A 15,416-nucleotide genomic window follows, 5' to 3' on the forward strand; every position below is an offset into this window, starting at 1 on the left:
CTTAAGTGAACAGCATTACGGCAACTGCCGGGCTTTTTTATTTCATAGTGACGGATGCAGGGTCAGAAAAGCTGCTCTGGGATGACGCTGCCTCCCCCTGAACCACCTTCGTCTTCCTGATAGGGGATGATGTCTTTCGTTCTGGCATATTCCGTTGGAGCGGACCCAGCCTTGAAGTATTCGAATATCGCGTCTTTCTGGCCCGGTGAAGCCAGTAGCCCACTGTCTGGATCAATTCGAACAGTGACAATCCCTTCAGGCTGTTCGAAATGCTCTTCCGGCGCGCCATCAAGAGCTTCTCTCATATAATCGACCCACACCGGAAGCGCGGTACCGCCACCAGATGCCCAGCGTCCCAATGTGGTTGGTTGGTCGAAACCGATCCAGACAGTGGCTACGAGGTCGGGATTGAAGCCGGAAAACCAGGCATCCTTCTGATCATTGGTTGTACCTGTTTTTCCGGCGAGATCATTTCTACCCAGCGCTAGCGCTTTTCTACCTGTGCCTCTGCGCACAACATCCCGCATCATGCTTACTGTCAGATAATGGTTCTCTGGAGACATTATGCGCTCTGCGTAAAGTGTAGGTACTTCAATGCTCTCTACTTGCTCGGACTCACCCTCAGTCGGCGAATCGTTATCGTTAAGCCCTTCGCGGATTAAGTTGCCGGTTGCACCCTCTTCTGGTGGTGCCATTGCGAGTGTTGGGTTGGCCTCGTAAAGCACTTCGCCCGTGTCGGAGATAATACTCTGCATAACGAAGGGGCTGACCTTGTAGCCACCATTGGCGAAGGCACTATAGCCCGTCGCCATGTCGAGAGGGGTAACAGCTGATGCGCCCAGTGCCAGTGAGAGATCTTTGTTCAGACGTGCTGGGTTAAAACCAAAATCCTGAATGTAGCGAACGGCTGTGGCCGGCCCCATCTGTTTCAGAATGCGGATCGACACCAGGTTCTGTGAGCGATAAAGAGCCTGCCGCAGGCGGGTCGGACCGTAAAACTTGCCGCTGTAATTTTCGGGGCGCCAGGTGCTCTCGAGGCTGGCATCTTTGAATACGACAGGTGCATCGTTAATCAGGCTGGCTGTGGTGAAGCCATTGTCCAGGGCCGCGCTGTAGATGAAGGGTTTAAAAGCAGAGCCCGGCTGGCGCTCCGCCTGAGTCGCACGGTTAAATTGGTTATCTGAGTTTGAAAAGCCGCCGACCAGGGCTTCGATCGCTCCGTTGTGAGGGTTCATAGACACCAGAGCGCCTTCTGCTTGCGGGACCTGGGCAAGTTTCAACCCTGATGAAGTTGATTCGAGCCAGATCAGGTCACCGTTACTGATAACATCGAGGGCATTCTCGGGAGCATTTCCAACCGAATTAACGCTCAGGTACGGCGCTGCCCAAGTCATTCCTGCAAAAGGTAGCCAGCGTATTTTACCGATACCGTATACCCAGGCACCCTCTTCAGTAGCGTTCATGACGACGCCTGGTTCGATAATACCGAAGTCGCCCAAGTCACGAAGCTTCTCTTCCCATGCTTCAAGGGTCTGCGGCCAGTCTACATCCTTTGCTGGGTCGGCCTGTGCTATCCACTCTTCGAGCTCCGGCGCCTCCGGAACGCTCAGGGGGATAACAGCATAGGAGGTCTGAGCACCGCGGTAACCATGGTCCCGGTCGTACTTCAGCAGGCCTTTCTGTAAGGCTGCGTTGGCAGCACGCTGTCGCGCTGAATTAATGGTGGTGTAGACGCTGTACCCAGAAGTGTAGGCCTTGTTGCCGTAACGTCTGATCATTTCCTGACGAATCATCTCGGCAACATAAGGAGCACTGATCTCGGAGGTTGCACCGTGATATCGAGCTGTTGCGGGCTGACGGATACTCTGTTGGAACTCGGCTTCGGAGATTTTTCCGAGGTTATGCATGCGAGCAAGCACGTAGTTACGACGAGAAACAGCCCGCTCCGGGCTGCGTATCGGGTTTGCTGCCGAAGGCGCCTGCGGCAAGCCGGCAATCATCGCCAGCTCTGCCAGGTTCAGCTCGGTGATTGACTTACCATAGTAGACCTGAGAGGCGGCCTCGATCCCGTATGCGCGCTTACCCAGATAGATTTTGTTTACATAGAGTTCAAGGATTTCTTCTTTGGTCAGTGCCTTCTCAATTTTGAGTGCCAGCAGGATCTCGGTGAACTTCCGGGTAAAGGTCTTTTCGCTGCTCAGGTAGTAGTTTTTGGCTACCTGCATGGTGATCGTACTGCCCCCTGATTTCTTCCGGCCGGTGGTCACCAGATCAAATACTGCCCTCGCGAGGCCTTTCAGGTCTATTCCTGAGTGCTCAAAAAAGCCGTCATCTTCAGAAGCGAGAAGTGCGTCAATGAATTGAGGGGGGATTTCCTGATATGTAATAGGGGTTCGGCGCTTCTCGCCATACTCCGTTATCAGAAGTCCGTCTGCCGTGTAAACGCGCAGAGGGGTTTGAAGATCTACATCTTTCAGGGTTTCTGCATCGGGGAGCGTCGGCGCTAAATAAAGATAAACACCGGTTATGGCCATGGTCGTTCCGGCTCCGATAGACAAAAACAGCCAGATTGTGAACTTAAGGAGCGGAGTTGCCATATTCATATAAAAAGATCGTTAAATTCCTGAAAAAGCCAGCTATCATGCGGGATGCGGCATTATAAGGGTTTTTTGTTCTTTTCGCAGGATTGTGCTTATAATGGCCGGAATTATATAGGATCTGTGTGAGCTTGCGCGCGCAAGTTCGCGAAACAGAAGGGGATTTTGTCGTGCTGGGCAGCCTGTTTAAGAAGAAAAATAAGGCGCTTCTCGGGGTGGACATAAGTTCAACGTCCGTCAAAGTGCTGGAGTTGAGTCGCCAGGGGGAACGCTATCAGGTAGAAGCCTACGCAACGGTAGCCTTGCCTCCTAATGCCGTTGTGGAACAGGGTATCAACAACGAAGAAGCCGTCGGTGATGCAATTCGTCAGGCGGTAGTTCGCTCGCGTTCTAATGCTAAAAACGTTGCTCTTGCTGTCGCGGGCTCGGCAGTTATTACGAAAACCATTGATATGAGCGCTGGTCTTAGCGACGACGATATGGATTTTCAGATCCGAACTGAAGCCGATCAATATATTCCTTACCCCCTGGAAGAGGTTGCTCTTGACTGGGAAGTGACCGGTCCGAGCGATAAATCTCCAGATATGGTCAGCGTTCTGCTGGCTGCTTGTCGTTCTGAGACTGTTGAACGCAGAAAAGATTCCGTAGAAATCGCGGGTTTTGAAGTCAGCAAAGTAGATGTTGAAGCTTTCTGTACCGAACGCGCTTTCTCCTTGCTCGATGCACAGCTGGAAGGCGAAGAAATAGAGACGGTGGCAGTAATTGATATCGGCGCCACGATGACAACCCTGAGTGTTATGCACGAAGGTAGGTCGATATATACCCGTGAGCAGCTGTTTGGTGGCAGTCAGCTGACAGAAGATATTATGCGTCGCTATGGTTTGAGTGAAGAGGATGCTAATCGAGCCAAGCTTGAGGGTGGCGTGCCTGACGATTATGAGTCTGAAGTGTTGGGTCCCTTCCGCGAGGCGGTTGTTCAGCAAGTGAGTCGCTCTCTGCAGTTTTTCTATTCCTCCAGTCAGTTTAACGACGTTGACTATATTGTTCTCGCCGGGGGTACCTCCTCCATTCCGGGGCTGGAAGAACAGGTTCAGTCTGCGCTGGGCACGCCGACAGTCGTCGCCAATCCATTTATCAGCATGACGCTCTCGCAGCGAGTGAATGCTACCTGGCTTGCGAATGATGCGCCTTCGCTCTTAATTGCAGCTGGCCTGGCAATGAGGAGCTTCGACTGATGGCGAATATTAACTTATTACCTTGGCGTGAAGAGCTACGAGAAGAACGTAATAAAAATTTCTACGTTGTTATCGGGGTTGTTGTTGCAGTAGCGGCTGCATGTGTGTTCGGCGTATATCGCTACTATGATGCAGCGGCAGCGACTCAGAACTCGCGTAATGCTTTCCTGAGAAATCAGATAACAGCAATGGATCAGAAGATTGTCGAGATTCAGGAACTGAAAGAGACCCGGGCAGAGCTGGTAGAGCGAATGGAGCTGATTCAGCGTTTGCAAGGGGATCGCCCGGTTATTGTTCGTGTATTTGATGAGATCGTGCGCTCGGTTCCCGAGGACCTTTATTTCCGGGAGCTTGAGGTCGAAGGCAATAAAGTCCGGATTTCTGGCATTGCATCGACAAATAACCGTGTTTCAGCCTTAATGCGTAATTTCGATCAGTCAGAGTGGTTCAGAGATCCGTCGTTGATCAAGGTGGAATCTAAATCTCCGGGTGTGAACGAATTCGAAATTGTGATGACGAGGATTAATCCGAGAGCAGAGGAGGATGACAATGGCGGAGTCAAATAAGCCATCAGGCTCTGTTCTGGAGCAGCTGCAAAGCTTCGATATTAATGATATCGATTGGCAAAATATGGGATCCTGGCCTCTTGTCGGTAAGGTGTCTTTTTGTATAACCGTGGTCGTGGCCTCGGGTGTGCTTGCTTACATAGGGCTTGTTCAGGGGCAGCAGGCGTCGCTGGATTCTCTTGAGAGGCAAGAGCAGCAGCTCAAGCGGGATTTTGAAACTAAAGCATTTCGCGTCGCGAATCTGGATGAATATAAGGCGCAGATGGTTGAGATGGAGGCCAGTTTTGGCTCGCTACTCAAACAGTTACCCAAAGACACTGAAGTCCCGGGGCTTATCGATGATATCAGTGCAACTGCGCTGAATTCTGGTCTTGACCTGAAACGGATTGACCCTGCAGATATGAAGAAAGAGGAGTTCTATAAAGAACTACCGATAAATATCGAAGTGACAGGGGGCTACCATGAGATGGGGGCCTTTGTTTCTGGGGTCGCTTCTCTGCCGCGAATTGTAACGTTGCACGATTTTAATATCGTGAAAACTCAGGGGCAGGATCGCCTTTCAATGGAGATCCAGGCTAAAACCTATCAATACGACGCAGATAGTAAGGGACAGTGATATGAAGACAATACGATTGCTGTTTCTGGTTGCTGCATCTTTGGCCACTGTAGCTTGTTCATCATCAGGTGATGTTGCTGATCTGCAGGTTTACGTTGATGATGTGGGCTCGAAGCCGAGAGGGCGGGTAGAGCCCATTCCTGAGTTTAAACCATACGAGGCGTTTACCTATCGCGCGTCTGCGTTGAGGTCGCCATTCAGCCTGCCAGCAGTGCCAGAAGAGTCGGAAAGACTGAACTCTAACGGTATGGATGTCCGCCCAGATAACGACCGCTCGAAAGAATATCTGGAACAGTTTGATATTGATCAGCTGGGCATGGTGGGTACGCTTCAGAAGCCGAAAGGAGATCTCTTTGCACTGATTAAAGACGGCTACGGTGGAGTTGTCCGGGTGCGGGAAGGTGAGTATATGGGTCGAAATCACGGACGTATCGTGTCGATTCAGAGCGACAGAATGAATCTAATTGAAATCGTACCTGATGGACAGGGTGGGTGGCTTGAGCGGCCCAGAACGTTGGCTCTGAATGGGGCGCCAGGAGAATAACTATGAAAATCATGAACAACATTAGCACCCTTGCCCGCGCTTTTGTGTGTGTGACTGCAATCTGGTCGGTTGAGGCTGTTTCGGCCACTCTGACCGACCTTAATTTTTCCACTGCCCCGGGTGATGTTACTCAGTTGGAGCTGGTATTTGACTCTGCACCACCAGAAGTCAGCGGCTACACCATTGAAAAACCAGCGCGGATTGCTTTGGATTTACCAGGTGTTGATAGCGCGCTTACTACTAAGCGACACAATATTGGTAACGGTAATGCGCGAAGCGCTACTGTAGTAGAGGCAAAAGACCGTTCCCGGCTAGTGATCAACCTGAATCAGCTGGTTGGCTATACCACCACAGTGCAAGGTAATCGTCTCTTTGTCCGTATCGGTGAGGCTGATGTGAATGAAGAGTTCGCAGGTAATCAGCAAACGACTCTAACAGGAGAGGTTGTTCAGCCTGGTTCCGAAGTTAAGGTTGTAAACGTTGATTTTCGCCGTGGTAATCAGGGCGAAGGTCAGGTTCAGATTACTTTGAGTGATGATAGCGCCTCGGCAAATATCCGCCGAGAGGGTGCAAAAATCATCGCTGATATCGAGGGAGCATCACTGCCAGACGCCTTAAGTCGTCGCCTTGATGTCACCGACTTCGCTACGCCTGTGAAATATGTAGACACGACGGCTACCGCTGGTCGCGCGCGAATCGTTATCGAGCCTGTTTCTTCTGAGTTTGAGTACCTGGCGTATCAAACTGATAAGTTACTCTCAATTAATGTTTCTGAGCCACCGGCTGATGAAGAGGCGGTGGCTGAGAAGCAATTTCCTTTCACTGGTGAGAAACTGTCCCTGAACTTCCAGGATATTGAAGTGCGTGCGGTACTTCAGTTGATTGCAGACTTCACCGGCCTCAACCTCGTCGCTTCAGATTCAGTCGGCGGCAACATTACACTGCGCCTGCAGAATGTGCCTTGGGACCAAGCGCTGGACCTTGTGTTGAAAACCAAGGGGCTTGGCCAGCGTCAGATGGGGTCGGTATTGCTCATCGCTCCTGCTGAAGAGATCGCAGCCCGTGAAAAAGTTGAACTCGAAGCTGTGCGCCAGGTTGAAGAGCTTGCCCCTCTAGTTACAGAGTATATGCAGCTCAAATATGCGAAAGCATCGGATCTTGCTGAGCTCCTGACATCTGAGCAGGGCTTGCTGTCTGAGCGTGGCACTGCGGTGGTTGATGGTCGTACCAACACGCTGTTGATGAAAGATACCGCTAAGAATCTTGAGAAAGTTCGTGAAGCTCTTCAAATGCTCGATGTGCCAGTGCGGCAGGTGTTAATTGAAGCCCGCATCGTGGTTGCCAGTACAAGTGTCGGTGAGGAATTAGGTGTGCAGTGGGGTGGCGCTGGTTTCCAGAATAATGGCGATAACTGGACTACCTTCGGGGGCAGCAAGACTACTCTGCGTGAAGGCAATCAGATTTTGTTTGACCGGGCGACTACCGGTTCATCAACTCAAACCATTGATCTTGAGGCTTCGGATGTTGTCGATTTCGGTGTTGAGGATGCTGCAGCATCGACCTTTGCTATTGGTTACCAGACCGCTGATTTCCTATTGGATCTGGAGCTATCTGCTATTGAAACTGAAGGGCGCGCAGAAATTGTCTCTCAGCCTCGCGTAATCACTGCTGATGGCCAGACTGCATCCATTGAGTCGGGTACTGAGATTCCTTATCTGCAGGCAAGCTCAAGTGGTGCTGCGAACGTAGCGTTTAAGTCAGCGGTACTGCGTCTTGAGGTTACTCCTCAGATTACGCCGGATGATCGTATTATCATGGATCTGGTGATTAATCAGGATTCCGTTGGAGAGTTGACTACCGCTGGTCCTGCTATTGATACCAATGCAGTTGAGACTCAGGTGCTGGTTGAAAACGGTGAGACCATTGTGCTTGGCGGTATTTTCCGCTCAGAGGAAATTCGCCAGGTATCTAAAACGCCATTCTTTGGTGATCTGCCATTAATCGGAGCTCTGTTCCGTCGTACTAGTGAGCAGGAAGAGAAGAGTGAGCTTCTCGTATTTATCACTCCTCGACTGGTTAAGGAAACGCTCTCAGCACGTTGAAGATGACACAGTCTGTATTTCTTATTGGGCCGATGGGTGCTGGAAAAAGCACCATCGGCCGTCTGCTTTCTCAGGAACTTAAATACGAGTTCTTTGACTCAGATAAAGTAATAGAGGAACGTTGCGGCGCCGATATCCCCTGGATCTTTGATAAAGAAGGTGAGGCGGGCTTTCGCGAACGTGAAGAGTCTGTCATAGATGAACTGACTCAGCAGAAGGGGATCGTACTATCTACGGGTGGTGGCGCTGTGTTACGAAGTGAGAATCGCCAGCACCTCGCCTCGAGAGGAACGGTCATCTATCTATGTACTTCTGTGGATCAGCAGCTGGCTAGAACGGCTCGAGACCGTAACCGCCCGTTACTCCAGACGGCCGACCCTGAGGCAGTATTGCGCAAGCTTTTTGCGGAGCGCGATCCGTTGTATCGCTCTGTCGCCGATATCATTATTGAAACGGATCAGCGCAATCCAAGATGGGTAATTCAGGAACTCAAAAAACGTTTAAAAGGTGAATAATGCAGACCCTTACCGTAGATCTTGGCGATCGTAGTTATCCAATTTACATCGGCCCTGGCCTCCTGCGGAACAAAGAGCTGTACTCTCCCCACATTAAAGGGCGGCAGGTGCTTATTGTCACCAATGAAACGGTCGCTCCAATCTATCTCGATGATGTGAAGTCGGCGCTGACCGATTATCAGGTCGACACCGTCATTCTGCCGGACGGTGAAAAATACAAAGATCTCGATACCTTGAATATGATCTTTGATGAGCTCCTCGACAGACGCCATAACAGAACGACTACTCTTGTTGCGTTGGGTGGAGGCGTTATCGGCGATATGACGGGTTTCGCTGCGGCCACTTATCAACGCGGTGTTAATTTTATTCAGGTACCCACGACGCTGCTTTCACAGGTTGATTCGTCAGTAGGCGGTAAGACAGCGGTCAATCACCCTTTGGGCAAGAATATGATCGGTGCTTTCCATCAGCCGCAGGCTGTGATTGCCGATACCGGCACGTTGGAAACTCTGCCGCTTCGTGAAATGGCAGCAGGGATGGCAGAGGTGATCAAATATGGCTTGATCTCTGACTCTGAGTTTTATCTCTGGCTACAGGACAATGTAGCAGGCCTGATGTCGGGGGATGATGAATCACTTGCTGAAGCTATATATCGTTCCTGTGAAAACAAAGCGGATGTCGTTGCTCAGGATGAGCGTGAGGGCGGAATTCGCGCGACACTGAATCTGGGGCACACGTTTGGCCATGCCATAGAAGCGCACCAGGGTTACGGAAAGTGGTTGCATGGTGAGGCGGTCGGTGCGGGTATGATGATGGCAGCTGATCTGAGCAAAAGACTGGGTTACCTGACTGAAAAGGACGAACACGATCTTTTACGTTTGCTGCAGGCGGCGCACCTGCCAGTGAAAGGGCCAAAGGACATGTCTTGTGATGACTACATCAGTCGTATGGCGGTGGATAAAAAAGTTCTTGATGGCGCGCTGAGGCTGGTCTTGCTTAAGGGGATTGGACAGGCCTATATTACCTCAGACGTTCCACGAGACCTGCTTGAAGAGACTCTGATGGCTTATGGCGCAACTCGCTGAATATAACAACTGGGGGAGTTATGGAAACGGATTTTGATCTGGACCTTTCAGGTGTGAATGTGGCGCCCAGTTCCGCCGGTAACGAGGCATTTTCTATGCACAGCCTTCTTGATTCTCAGAAACGTCATGTCGAGCTCCTATCCCACCTGGCGTCCTACAGCGAGCTGCTGGTTGCGGTCACCGGCTTCGAGGGGGCTGGAAAGTCCTTTATTGCCAATAACCTGGCAGCGCAAAGAGAGGCTCCTGATGAAACCTTGTTATTAACAGCAAGCGTCATGTTGGGGATGCCTGGGATACTTTCTTCAATCGCTGCTCATTGGGATATGCCGGCTATTCATGAAGATGGTGCTCAAGCACGTGAGGCTATCCGTAACGAGGCAATAGACAGAAGCGAAGCCGGTGGCAACCTGTTACTGATTATTGATCAGGCGGATCAGTTAGATGCTGAGACGCTGAATGATATCGCTCATTTTGCGTTGTTAGCGCCTCAGGCGATATCTGTGATTCTGTTCGGTGCACCAGGCTATGAAACTCACTTCAGAAATTCGCCGGCTCAGGCTCCTGTCCATGTATTGGCGGTCGAACCTTTAACCGATTCGGAAATCGCCGCTTTGATGGCCAGTGTTTTCGGTGATGGTGAGGTCTGTCCATTCGGTGATAAGGAGTTGGCAGACATTATGATGGACTCCGGGTGCTTGCCTGGTCCTGCACTACGTCAGGGTGAACGGATACTTTCTTCCTCGACGCGCCCAGCGGCGACGGCATCAGCGGCTGGTTTTCCCCTCCGCAATATCCTTGCTATTGCTGGTGTAGTTACTGCTATCGCAATGGTATTCATTTATCAGTGGGGAGCTTCCTCTCAGGATGATGAACTGTCGCCCGAGATTCAGACTCAGTTGGATTCCGTTAAGGACTTTAATTACCCCGGCTCTGACGTTGGTCATCAGGCTGAGGCAGGGAACAGCGAAGGGGTAACGCTTGCCGACAGAGTCGTCGTGGAAGCCACGGATGGAGAGGAGGCAGGTGCTGTAAATGAAGAGGCACCAAGCGCCGACTCAGGTAGTGGAATCGTCAAAGCAAATACAGAAAGTTCTTCTGAAATAGATGCAGTCTCGATGACTGAAGGCGCTGGCTCAGGCACTCCGGCTGTGAAAGCTGAAGCAGCTAAGCCTCAGGCGGCACAAGTAGAAGCCGCAACTGCTCAACCAAAGACTCCGTCTTACACTCCTGACGAACAAGCCTTGTTGGCGCCTGAGTCAGGGTATATCGTGCAACTACTGGGGTCGCACAGCTCCACGGGTGCTGAAACCTTTCGCGATCAGTGGCAGAGTCAGGTCACAGGGACTTTGTATCGATACCAGACAACCTACAAAGGTAAGGACTGGTTTGTGGTGGTGTCGGGTGTCTACTCCAGCCGTGCGGAAGCGAGAGCAGCGGTAAATGCAATGCCATCCTCGCTGCGTAAACAGTCGCCGTGGGTTCGTCCTGTGGGAGATGTACAGAAGGTTATCCGGTAAGTCCTGAGCCTGTTTATCCCGGGTGTGTCAATCCGGGCCTTTCCTCTGTTCATTTGTGGCAACCGCCTCAGATGTGTAGAATGAGCGTCCTTTTGTCTCAAGGCTGCTTATTTCTTGATCGCTTTTCGATTGTAAGCCCTTGATATTTAAACGATTTATTGGTGAGAGCTGTTCTATGAGAACTGGTCTGTATACTCCAGGCGAATTTAAGGATAACTGCGGCTTCGGTCTGCTTGCCCATCTTGAAGGTGAGCCAAGCCACAAACTGCTGCAGACATCTATTGAGTCCCTGACCTGCATGACACACCGTGGCGGTATCGCTGCGGACGGTAAAACCGGCGATGGCTGCGGTCTGCTGATTCAGAAACCAGACTCATTCCTGCGTGCCGTCGCTCAGGAACAAGGCATTGAGCTGCCTGAGCAGTATGCTGTGGGCATGCTGTTTATGGATCTGGACGATGCTGTTTACGAAGAACAGAAAGCGGCTGTTGAAGCGGCTGTTTCAGGCCAGGGCCTTAAGGTTCTGGGCTGGCGCACAGTGCCAACCAGCAATGACTGCCTCGGTCCTATGGCCATTGACTGCCTGCCACGCTTTGAGCAGATCTTCATTGCGCCAGCCGAAACGCTGGACGATACCGACCTGTCGGTAAAACTGTTTTATGCCCGTCGCTTTGCTGAAAAAGCGCTGGAGCAGTACCCTGATTTCTATATCGCCAGCTTCTCTGATCGCGTACTGTCGTACAAAGGTCTGATGATGCCGGTCGATCTGCCGAACTTCTATCTGGACCTCGGCGACGAGCGTCTGGAAACCGCTATCTGTGTTTTCCATCAGCGCTTCTCGACCAACACCATGCCGCGCTGGCCTCTGGCCCAGCCATTCCGCATGTTGGCGCACAACGGTGAGATCAACACCATTCGTGGTAACCGCAACTGGGCGAATGCCCGTGCGAGCAAGTTCGCCAGTGAGCTGCTGCCAAACCTCGAAGACATCTCTCCAGTCGTGAATACCACCGGTTCAGACTCTTCCTCCATGGATAACATGCTGGAACTGCTGGCGACTGGCGGTATGAATGTATTCCGTGCGATCCGTATGATGATTCCGCCAGCATGGCAGAATGTTGAAACTATGGATCCTGATCTGCGTGCCTTCTACGAGTACAACTCCATGCACATGGAGCCGTGGGACGGTCCTGCAGGTCTGGTAATTACAGACGGCCGCTACGCGGTATGTGGTCTGGACCGTAATGGTCTGCGTCCATCCCGTTGGGTAATCACCAAAGATAACTTTATTACTGTTGCGTCAGAAGTGGGCGTATACAACTACAAGCCTGAAGATGTTGTAGCGAAAGGCCGCGTAGGCCCAGGTGACATTCTGGCGATCGATACCAAAGAAGGTAAGCTGCTGCGTACCGACGATATCGATACCATGATGAAAACCTCTCAGCCATACAAGCAGTGGCTGAAAGAAAATGCGCTGCGCATCGAAAGCCGCCTGCACCTCGAGAAAGTCGACGGTCAGGAAGCTCTGTCAGGCGATGCATTGAACACTCATCAGAAGCTGCACCTTGTAACGCGTGAAGAGCGTGATCAGGTTCTGCGCCCTATGGCCGAAGACGGTCAGGAAGCAACTGGTTCAATGGGTGACGATACCCCAATGGCGGTGCTGTCTCAGCGTGTTCGTCACGTGGCTGACTACTTCCGTCAGATGTTTGCTCAGGTAACCAATCCACCGATCGACCCGCTGCGTGAGTCTATCGTGATGTCGCTGGAAACCTGTATCGGCGCCGAGAAAAACGTATTCGAAGAGACGCCAGACCACGCTAACCGCGTAATCCTGACTTCTCCAGTACTGTCACCACTGAAATTTGTTGGTCTGAAAGATACCGGTCGTGATGAATTCCGTCACGTGACTCTGTCGATGGCTTACGACTCAGCGCTGTCTCTGAAAGACGCGATTGTTGCGCTGGCAGACAAAGCTGAAGCGGCGATCCGTAACGGTGACGTGATCCTGATCCTGAGCGACCGTGAAGTGGCTGAAGGTCAATCTCTGATCCCCGCGCCAATGGCAACCGGTGCCGTTCACCACCGCCTGAGCCAGAAAGGCCTGCGTACCAACGGTAACATCGTGGTTGAAACCGGTTCTGCCCGTGACCCGCATCACTTTGCTGTGCTGCTGGGCTTTGGTGCGACCGCTGTTTACCCATGGCTGGCGTACGATATCCTTACTGACCTGCACCGCAGCGGTGAAGTGCTGGGCGATCCACTGAAATCTCAGGCGAACTACCGCAAGGCGATCCGCAAGGGCCTGCTGAAAGTCATGTCTAAGATGGGGATCTCGACCATCACCTCGTACCGTGGCTCTCAGCTGTTTGAAGCCATTGGTCTGAGCAAAGAAATCGTTGATCTGTGTTTCTGCGGCGTCACTAGCCGTATCGAAGGCGCGAGCTTCACTGACTTTGAAGAAGACCTGATGGTCATCAACAATGTTGCCTGGAAGCCACGCAAGCAGATCGAACAGGGTGGCCTGCTGAAGTACGTTCACGGTGGCGAATATCACGCCTACAACCCAGACGTAGTGAAGAACATTCAGGAAGCCGTTCAGACCAACTCGCAGGCGGCCTATGACCGTTTTGCTGAGCTGGTGAACAAGCGTCCGGTGGCTACCATCCGCGACATGCTGACCTTCCGCAAAGATATCCAGTCGATTGATATCTCTGAAGTAGAAGCAGCAGAGAAGATCTTCCCTCGCTTTGATACCGCGGCCATGTCTCTGGGTGCTCTGTCACCAGAAGCCCATGAAGCTCTGGCGATGGCGATGAACGAACTGGGCGGTCGCTCTAACTCGGGTGAAGGCGGCGAAGACCCACTGCGTTACGGCACTACGCGTAACTCTAAAATTAAGCAGATTGCTTCCGGCCGTTTCGGTGTAACCCCGCACTACCTGTCCAGCGCTGAAGTACTGCAGATTAAGGTAGCTCAGGGTGCGAAGCCGGGCGAAGGTGGCCAGCTGCCAGGTGGTAAAGTTAACCAGCTGATCGCGACTCTGCGTTACTCCGTACCAGGTGTGACTCTGATTTCTCCACCGCCGCATCACGATATTTATTCGATCGAAGATCTGGCGCAGCTGATTTACGACCTGAAGCAGGTGAACCCAACCGCACTGGTATCGGTGAAACTGGTATCAGAACCGGGTGTTGGTACGATCGCGGCGGGTGTGGCTAAGGCCTACGCTGACCTGATCACCATCTCTGGTTACGACGGTGGTACGGCAGCGTCTCCGCTGACGTCTATTAAGTACGCGGGTTCGCCATGGGAACTGGGCTTGTCCGAAGCGCACCAGGCGCTGCGTGGCAACGACCTGCGTGGCAACGTCCGTGTACAGACCGACGGTGGTCTTAAGTCTGGTCTTGACGTGGTGAAGGCGGCGATTCTGGGTGCTGAATCCTTCGGTTTCGGTACGCTGCCAATGGTTGCTGTGGGTTGTAAATACCTGCGTATCTGTCACCTGAACAACTGTGCGACTGGTGTTGCGACGCAGAACGATGATCTGCGTGAGAAGCACTACATCGGTACCAAAGACATGGTCGTGAACTACTTCCGCTTCGTGGCTGAAGAGGTTCGTGGCTGGATGGCGAAAGTCGGTGTTCGCACGATGGAAGAGCTGGTGGGCCGTACGGACCTGCTGGAAGTTCTGGAAGGTAACACCGAGAAGCAACGTCACCTGGACCTGTCACCGCTGTTTGGTAGTGATCTGATTCCGGCTGATAAGCCACACACAGTGAAAGTTGAGCGCAACAAGCCTTATGACGAAGGTCTGTTGGCTGAGCGTATGGTTGAAGAGACCCTGTCTGCGATTGAGAACAAAGCTGGCGGTGAATTCAGCTTCCACATCACCAACTGTGACCGTTCTGTCGGTGCTCGCCTGTCCGGTGAGATCGCCAAGCGTCACGGTAACCAGGGCATGGCTGACGCGCCAATCCGCCTGAACCTGACCGGTATTGCCGGCCAGTCGTTCGGTGTCTGGAACGCCGGCGGTCTGGAAATGGTGCTGGAAGGTGATGCTAACGACTACGTCGGTAAGGGCATGACTGGCGGTAAGCTGGTGATCCGTCCGCCTCAGGGCTCCACGTTCAAAACCAATGAAACGTCTATCGTAGGTAACACCTGTCTGTACGGTGCGACCGGCGGTAAGCTGCTGGCGGCTGGCCGTGCGGGTGAGCGTTTCGGTGTACGTAACTCTGGCGTTCATGCTGTTGTCGAAGGTGCGGGTGACCACTGCTGTGAATATATGACCGGCGGTATGATCTGCGTCCTGGGCGAAACTGGCTATAACTTCGGCGCGGGTATGACAGGCGGTTTCGCTTACGTACTTGACCGTGACAACACCTTTGTTGATAAGTACAACCACGAGCTGGTGGATATCCACCGTATCAGCAATGAAGAGACCGAAGCACACCGCAACCACCTGCGTAGTGTTATTCGTGAATTCGTGGAAGAAACCGGAAGCGAATGGGGTCAGCAGATTCTGAATGACTTCGATGGCTTCATCGGTAAATTCTGGCTGGTTAAGCCGAAAGCGGCTGACTTACAACAACTGCTGAACAGTACCCGTGCTCGTCCTGAGTAATTGGTCCGGGAC

At 52.2% G+C, this 15,416-nt stretch carries 10 protein-coding genes; 9 read left to right on the forward strand and 1 reads right to left on the reverse strand.

Going from position 1 to position 15,416, the window contains the following annotated elements; all coding sequences use genetic code 11:
- Positions 1-62 precede the first annotated feature (62 nt).
- Complete coding sequence (locus B3007_RS02790) at positions 63-2,534, reverse strand: penicillin-binding protein 1A (protein ID WP_301377925.1); 2,472 nt, start codon at positions 2,532-2,534, stop codon at positions 63-65.
- Between the two features lie 194 nt (positions 2,535-2,728).
- Here B3007_RS02790 and B3007_RS02795 point away from each other — a divergent pair, with 194 nt between their 5' ends.
- The 9 genes from B3007_RS02795 to gltB all read left to right on the forward strand — a co-directional run bounded on the left by B3007_RS02795 (position 2,729) and on the right by gltB (position 15,404).
- The gene (locus tag B3007_RS02795) at positions 2,729-3,832 is read left to right on the forward strand and encodes a pilus assembly protein PilM (protein WP_348655068.1); all 1,104 of its coding nucleotides are present in this window, start codon (positions 2,729-2,731) and stop codon (positions 3,830-3,832) included.
- Positions 3,832-4,398, forward strand: a complete 567-nt coding sequence (locus tag B3007_RS02800) for a PilN domain-containing protein (RefSeq protein ID WP_068438921.1) — start codon at positions 3,832-3,834, stop codon at positions 4,396-4,398. The genes B3007_RS02795 and B3007_RS02800 overlap by 1 nt, the downstream gene beginning before the upstream one ends.
- Positions 4,382-5,014 carry a type 4a pilus biogenesis protein PilO gene (locus B3007_RS02805; protein WP_301377926.1) on the forward strand — a complete coding sequence of 211 codons (633 nt, stop codon included), beginning with the start codon at positions 4,382-4,384 and terminating at the stop codon, positions 5,012-5,014. The genes B3007_RS02800 and B3007_RS02805 overlap by 17 nt, the downstream gene beginning before the upstream one ends.
- A gap of 1 nt (position 5,015) precedes the next feature.
- Positions 5,016-5,558 carry a pilus assembly protein PilP gene (locus tag B3007_RS02810; protein WP_068438925.1) on the forward strand — a complete coding sequence of 181 codons (543 nt, stop codon included), beginning with the start codon at positions 5,016-5,018 and terminating at the stop codon, positions 5,556-5,558.
- 2 nt (positions 5,559-5,560) lie between these two features.
- Complete coding sequence (gene pilQ / locus B3007_RS02815; RefSeq protein WP_068438927.1) at positions 5,561-7,660, forward strand: type IV pilus secretin PilQ; 2,100 nt, start codon at positions 5,561-5,563, stop codon at positions 7,658-7,660.
- On the forward strand, positions 7,657-8,175 hold the full coding sequence (gene aroK / locus B3007_RS02820) for a shikimate kinase AroK (RefSeq protein ID WP_245820122.1): 519 nt from the start codon (positions 7,657-7,659) through the stop codon (positions 8,173-8,175). The genes pilQ and aroK overlap by 4 nt, the downstream gene beginning before the upstream one ends.
- Entirely contained in the window at positions 8,175-9,260 is a 1,086-nt protein-coding gene (aroB, locus tag B3007_RS02825) for a 3-dehydroquinate synthase (RefSeq protein WP_068438931.1), read from the forward strand. The genes aroK and aroB overlap by 1 nt, the downstream gene beginning before the upstream one ends.
- A gap of 20 nt (positions 9,261-9,280) precedes the next feature.
- Complete coding sequence (locus tag B3007_RS02830; protein ID WP_301377927.1) at positions 9,281-10,777, forward strand: SPOR domain-containing protein; 1,497 nt, start codon at positions 9,281-9,283, stop codon at positions 10,775-10,777.
- Between the two features lie 175 nt (positions 10,778-10,952).
- A complete protein-coding gene (gltB, locus tag B3007_RS02835) occupies positions 10,953-15,404 on the forward strand; it encodes a glutamate synthase large subunit (RefSeq protein ID WP_301391053.1) in 4,452 nt (1,483 codons plus the stop codon).
- Positions 15,405-15,416 lie beyond the last annotated feature (12 nt).

This window comes from Thalassolituus sp. UBA675, from assembly GCF_002297765.1.
GTDB lineage: Bacteria > Pseudomonadota > Gammaproteobacteria > Pseudomonadales > Oceanobacteraceae > Thalassolituus.

Bases quoted from the DNA above. Each gene is read 5' to 3' on its own strand.
- B3007_RS02830 (WP_301377927.1), top strand. From the start codon at position 9,281: ATGGAAACGGATTTTGATCTGGACCTTTCAGGTGTGAATGTGGCGCCC.
- B3007_RS02805 (WP_301377926.1), top strand. From the start codon at position 4,382: ATGGCGGAGTCAAATAAGCCATCAGGCTCTGTTCTGGAGCAGCTGCAA.
- aroB (WP_068438931.1), top strand. From the start codon at position 8,175: ATGCAGACCCTTACCGTAGATCTTGGCGATCGTAGTTATCCAATTTAC.
- pilQ (WP_068438927.1), top strand. From the start codon at position 5,561: ATGAAAATCATGAACAACATTAGCACCCTTGCCCGCGCTTTTGTGTGT.
- gltB (WP_301391053.1), top strand. From the start codon at position 10,953: ATGAGAACTGGTCTGTATACTCCAGGCGAATTTAAGGATAACTGCGGC.
- B3007_RS02790 (WP_301377925.1), bottom strand. From the start codon at position 2,534: ATGGCCATAACCGGTGTTTATCTTTATTTAGCGCCGACGCTCCCCGAT.
- B3007_RS02800 (WP_068438921.1), top strand. From the start codon at position 3,832: ATGGCGAATATTAACTTATTACCTTGGCGTGAAGAGCTACGAGAAGAA.
- B3007_RS02810 (WP_068438925.1), top strand. From the start codon at position 5,016: ATGAAGACAATACGATTGCTGTTTCTGGTTGCTGCATCTTTGGCCACT.